This is a genomic window from Albidovulum sp. (genome assembly GCF_049646345.1).
Classification (GTDB): domain Bacteria; phylum Pseudomonadota; class Alphaproteobacteria; order Rhodobacterales; family Rhodobacteraceae; genus Albidovulum.
Genome location: NZ_JBARVQ010000476.1, coordinates 1 through 4,351 on the forward strand (window position 1 = coordinate 1; position 4,351 = coordinate 4,351).

Genomic DNA, 4,351 nt, shown 5'->3' on the forward strand with positions numbered 1-4,351 from the left:
CTTGATGCTGCGCTCGCAACCGCTGCGGCACCCACCTATTTTAAGCGCCACCGTACGCCAGACGATGTTGGATTGACCGACGGTGGCACCTGGGCAAACAACCCTGTCGCCATCGCTGTCGTCGAAGCCATCACCATCTTAGGCTGGCATCGCGACGACATTCAGGTTCTCAGTCTCGGTTGCTCTGACGAGGTCTACATGCTCCCAGAGGAACCGGGGCTGGCCCAGCTCAATCTCGGGCTGCTGTCGCTTTACGGTGACGGGCAATCGCACGGTGCGCTTGGCATGGCCAAGCTTCTTTTGGACCACCCCTATTCAGGCGAGCGCCTCCATCGGATCTCGCCCGCGGTGCCGGCAGGGTTTTTCTCGCTCGATGACACCACAAAGATCAAAAGCCTGAAGGGCATGGGCATCTCTGCGGCACGCAACGCAAAGCCGCATCTGCGCAAGCTCTTCTTCGAGCAACCCGCCCATCCATTCACACCTATCCACTCGCTGCAGGAGGTGGCCGCATGAACTCTCCCTTTCGTACCCCGCTGACAGACGGCGAACTTCGACGCCGTGCTTCGATTTTCACCCTGCTCGAAGAGATCGGGGACATCCTCGACATCACCCGATCGCAGTTCGAGCGCGCAGAGCAAAGCTACAACGCCGTGGGCGATTGGCTTTCAAGATCAACCGATCCGTTGCTCGTTAAAACATTGGTCTACCTTCAGGGCTCCACCGCGCTTGGCACGGCTGTGAAGCCAATTGGACGCGATGAGTTTGACATTGATCTGATTTGTTTCTGTGCCGCGGTCTCGCTTGGCGTCTCTCCAGGCAGACTTAAGGCAGCCGTCGGCAATCGTCTGCGCGAACACAAAACCTACGCAGAGATCCTCGAAGAGAAAAAGCGCTGTTGGCGTCTCAATTATGCGGGAGACTTCCATCTGGACCTCTCGCCCACCATCGCAAATCCCCATTGCTACAATGGCGGAGAGCTGGTTCCGGACCGCAAGCTTCATGATTGGCATCCGACCAATCCCAAAGCCTACAAGAAGCTCTTTGATGCACGTGCTGCCCTCCAGCCGCGCCTCACCCAGAAGATGGTGGCGATGAAGCGCGATCAAGCCAGCGTGGAACCATTCCCGGCCTATCACTCCGCCAAAGGCGTGTTGCGTCGCGTTGTCCAGCTTCTCAAGCGCCATCGGGACGTCGTCTTTGCGAACAACACGGATGAAATCGCACCAATTTCGGTCATCATTACAACTCTTGCCATGCAGTCTTACGCCTACTGCGTAAAGCGACATGTCTTTGAAGATGCGCTTGACGTTCTCATAGAGACAATCCGGATGATGCCGCATTTCATCGAACACCCGGTCATCGATGGCCGGACAGGTTATGCCGTCTGGAACGAGACCACATCCGGCGAGAACTTTGCAGAAGGCTGGAACAAGGATGCGCGTAAACCCAAAGCGTTTGAAGTTTGGCACGCCACCGCTTTGGCAGATTTTGAAGCGATTCGTGACGGCGTCGGGCACGATGCGCTGACCCAGAATATGCAGCGGTCCTTTGGCGACAGCGTGACAAAACCCGTTCTCGAAAAGCACCTCGATAACCTGCGCGGCGCTCGCAAGTCCGGAAGCCTTCTCGTTGCCCCGGCTCTTGGCCTCACAACGTCCAAAGCCGCGGCGTCGCCAACGTCCGTACCTTCAAACACCTTTTTCGGAGATCAGTGATGCATAGGGGCGGCAAGCAAGTGATGACGCTCTCGCAGCAACTTCTCTTCTTGAAATCAAACCCCATCGTTGGCGGCTCCGGCGAGGTCAGTCGCCGCAAGCTCACTTGGACCACCCAAGTTCAACCGACCCCTCTCGCCCGAGACTACATGGTGCGCCTGACCCTTAAAGAGGGCGAAACGCCGGATGTGTTTGTCGACAATCCATCGTTGACCGAGCTCGCAGGCGAACGCGAGATTCCACACGTTTATCTCACCCCCCTTCGGCTTTGCCTATACCTGCCTGGAACAGGAGAATGGCACGGGAGCAAGAGACTTGATCAGACAATAATTCCGTGGACTTATCTCTGGCTTTTCTACTTCGAGGACTGGCTTGCCTCTGATGATTGGAAAGGCGGCGGTAAACATCCTGGCGAAGACGCGGACCCCCAAGGGAACCGCGAAACCAGACGGCGCCTAGCCCGGTTGTGAGCGTTCTCGGAGGTCCGCTTTATCGCAATCGTTCAAAATTGGCTGACACGCAGCGAAAGTCCGGTTCCCGAACGACCCTTCGGGTCGAGCCGGTCGCGGCCTGACCGTCGGGGGAATGTCCGGTTTCGCCGTCGGTGCCCCGCCCTCTCGCTCCTGCAGCGAACGGCCGCTTCCCCGAAGATCAGGTCAATCACCTCCCGCGACATCAAGAAACAACTGTACCAGTGCCGTATTGATGAAATAATTGTTTCTCCCGACCTGGATTTTGTCGACAATCCCATGCGCTGCCAGTTCATCCAGGTATTTGGCAGCGGTTTGGCGAGAGACCCCGAGTTCGCTGACGACAAAATCGATGCGGGTATAGGGATGGCGGAACAGGTTATTCAACAAGTCCTGTGAATAGAGCTTGGGCAGATCATCCCGCAGCCGGGTTTTCATCGCTTGCATCTGCGTCCGGATGCCCTCGACCAGCACCAGAGTGGCTTCTGAGGTTTCCGCCACAGCCTCCAGCATGAACAAAACCCAGGCCTCCCAGGCACCATCTGTGCGCACGTCCTGAAGCAGCCGGTAGTAGCTGGCTTTGTTGCGGGTGATGTGCCTGCTCAGATAGAGGATCGGGATTTCCAAGAGCTCCGCTTTGGTAAGATAGAGCACATTCAGGATCCGCCCGATCCGGCCATTGCCATCAGGGAAGGGGTGGATACTTTCAAATTGGTGATGGATCAGCGCCATGCGGACGAGCGGGTCAAGCTGGTCGCGATTGGCTTCGTTCACATAGGCCTCGAGTCCGTCCATCAGTTTGATGATCTGGTTGCGGTCTTGCGGCGGAACGAACACCACTTCGCCACTGACTTCGTTTTTGAGTGCTGTCCCCGGTGTTTCGCGAAACCCACCTTCGCGCTGCTTGAGCAGCCGGAACATCGCGATCAGCGTGGCATTTGTGAGCAATCCGTCCGACGCTCGGAGCCTATCAAATCCAAGCTTGAGCGCGTCCCGGTAAAGTGCCACTTCCTTCGCTGCTGCGCTGCCAAGCCCACCCGGAAACAGCTCGGCTTGGAACAGATCATCCTGCGTGGTGACGATGTTTTCAATCTCGGAACTCGCCTTGGCTTCTTGCAGAGCAAGCGTATCGATCAAAATGGTCTGGTTCGGAATGGACGCAGCCCGTCCTTTCAGCTCCGCCAATACCCGATTGGCACGCGCCAGCGCTTTGAGAATTGGCACGGTGTCAAAATCCACCGATGGTGGAAGGGGTTGGATGTCATAGGTCGGTGTTAACACGACTGGCCCCATATGTTAACTATTTTGCGTTTTTTTAACACAACGATCTGGACATGTTAAGAGCTACCGCTAACGTTGACATATCGCCATCGCGTTCGTTTCACAAAACAATCGACCATGTGAAGCCCACAACAACGATCAGTTGAAAAATCACTCTCAACCAATGGCTGCTAACGAAAAACACAACATCACCTTTCGCACCCGCAGCGAAAGTCGGCTTTCCGCCCGACGCGCCGGATTGGTGGGTTCTGGCCAGACCAGTGATCGAATATCAACTCGTTGCCACCGACCGGCGACACTCTCGCTGTCGCAGCGGGAGGAAGATTTGGCGAATCCTGCGCGAGCGCGGGACCGCGCCCCAGGTGCCGGCAAGCCGTCACCCCGAGCCGAAGCCCCCTGCCCTCCTGCGGCCTGAGAGCGGCGCAGCCTGTCTCATCCGAGCCAGACGGCACCGCGGCCGCATGTCGGTCAGTGGCCTTAGTCTCGGCCCATTCGGGTAGCGGTCGCTTTCGCGGGCGGCGGCTCGGCCGGTCGCCCTTCCCTTTTGCCACTCACTTTCTGGAAATGTCCTCGGGGTAGCGCGCCGGGGGCGGACAGCCCCCGCAGCCGACCCGGGGGCCGCCCGATGCCACTGAAGTTCCCGGCGCGGCGCGGGTCAAGCGCCTGCTTGTCTTTGCTGTTGAGGATACGGAGATCCGCGCATGAAGCGCGGATCGTCATGAATCATTTGCCGTGACAGGGGATCGACGCAGGCAAAAGCCTGCGCTCCCCCCTGCCCCGACGGTTATCCTGTCAGTTGGTCCGCCTGCCATCCGGCCGGTGCGAAGTAAACCGGCAAGCGCCGCGCGGGCGCGGCGGCTCCAAAGGGGCCGTGTCCTCGCC

3 protein-coding genes and 1 pseudogene are annotated in these 4,351 nt (G+C 58.1%); 3 read left to right on the forward strand and 1 reads right to left on the reverse strand.

Going from position 1 to position 4,351, the window contains the following annotated elements; translation table 11 throughout:
• The 3 genes and pseudogenes from WBB85_RS11910 to WBB85_RS11920 all read left to right on the forward strand — a co-directional run.
• Window positions 1–516 (forward strand): annotated as a pseudogene (locus WBB85_RS11910) (CBASS cGAMP-activated phospholipase); the annotation flags it as partial.
• On the forward strand, window positions 513–1,718 hold the full coding sequence (locus tag WBB85_RS11915; protein WP_432638829.1) for a nucleotidyltransferase domain-containing protein: 1,206 nt from the start codon (window positions 513–515) through the stop codon (window positions 1,716–1,718). The pseudogene WBB85_RS11910 and the gene WBB85_RS11915, both read left to right, overlap by 4 nt.
• Window positions 1,718–2,188 (forward strand): hypothetical protein, encoded by a 471-nt coding sequence (locus WBB85_RS11920; protein WP_432638830.1) that lies wholly within the window; start codon window positions 1,718–1,720, stop codon window positions 2,186–2,188. The genes WBB85_RS11915 and WBB85_RS11920 overlap by 1 nt, the downstream gene beginning before the upstream one ends.
• Window positions 2,189–2,374: 186 nt before the next feature.
• On the opposite strand, the gene WBB85_RS11925 is transcribed toward WBB85_RS11920, so the two are convergent.
• Window positions 2,375–3,469, reverse strand: coding sequence for a Fic family protein (locus WBB85_RS11925; protein ID WP_432638831.1), 1,095 nt, complete (start codon window positions 3,467–3,469; stop codon window positions 2,375–2,377).
• Window positions 3,470–4,351 lie beyond the last annotated feature (882 nt).

Excerpts from the sequence above, each read along its gene's own strand:
- WBB85_RS11915 (WP_432638829.1), top strand. The coding sequence starts at position 513 with ATGAACTCTCCCTTTCGTACCCCGCTGACAGACGGCGAACTTCGACGC.
- WBB85_RS11920 (WP_432638830.1), top strand. The coding sequence starts at position 1,718 with ATGCATAGGGGCGGCAAGCAAGTGATGACGCTCTCGCAGCAACTTCTC.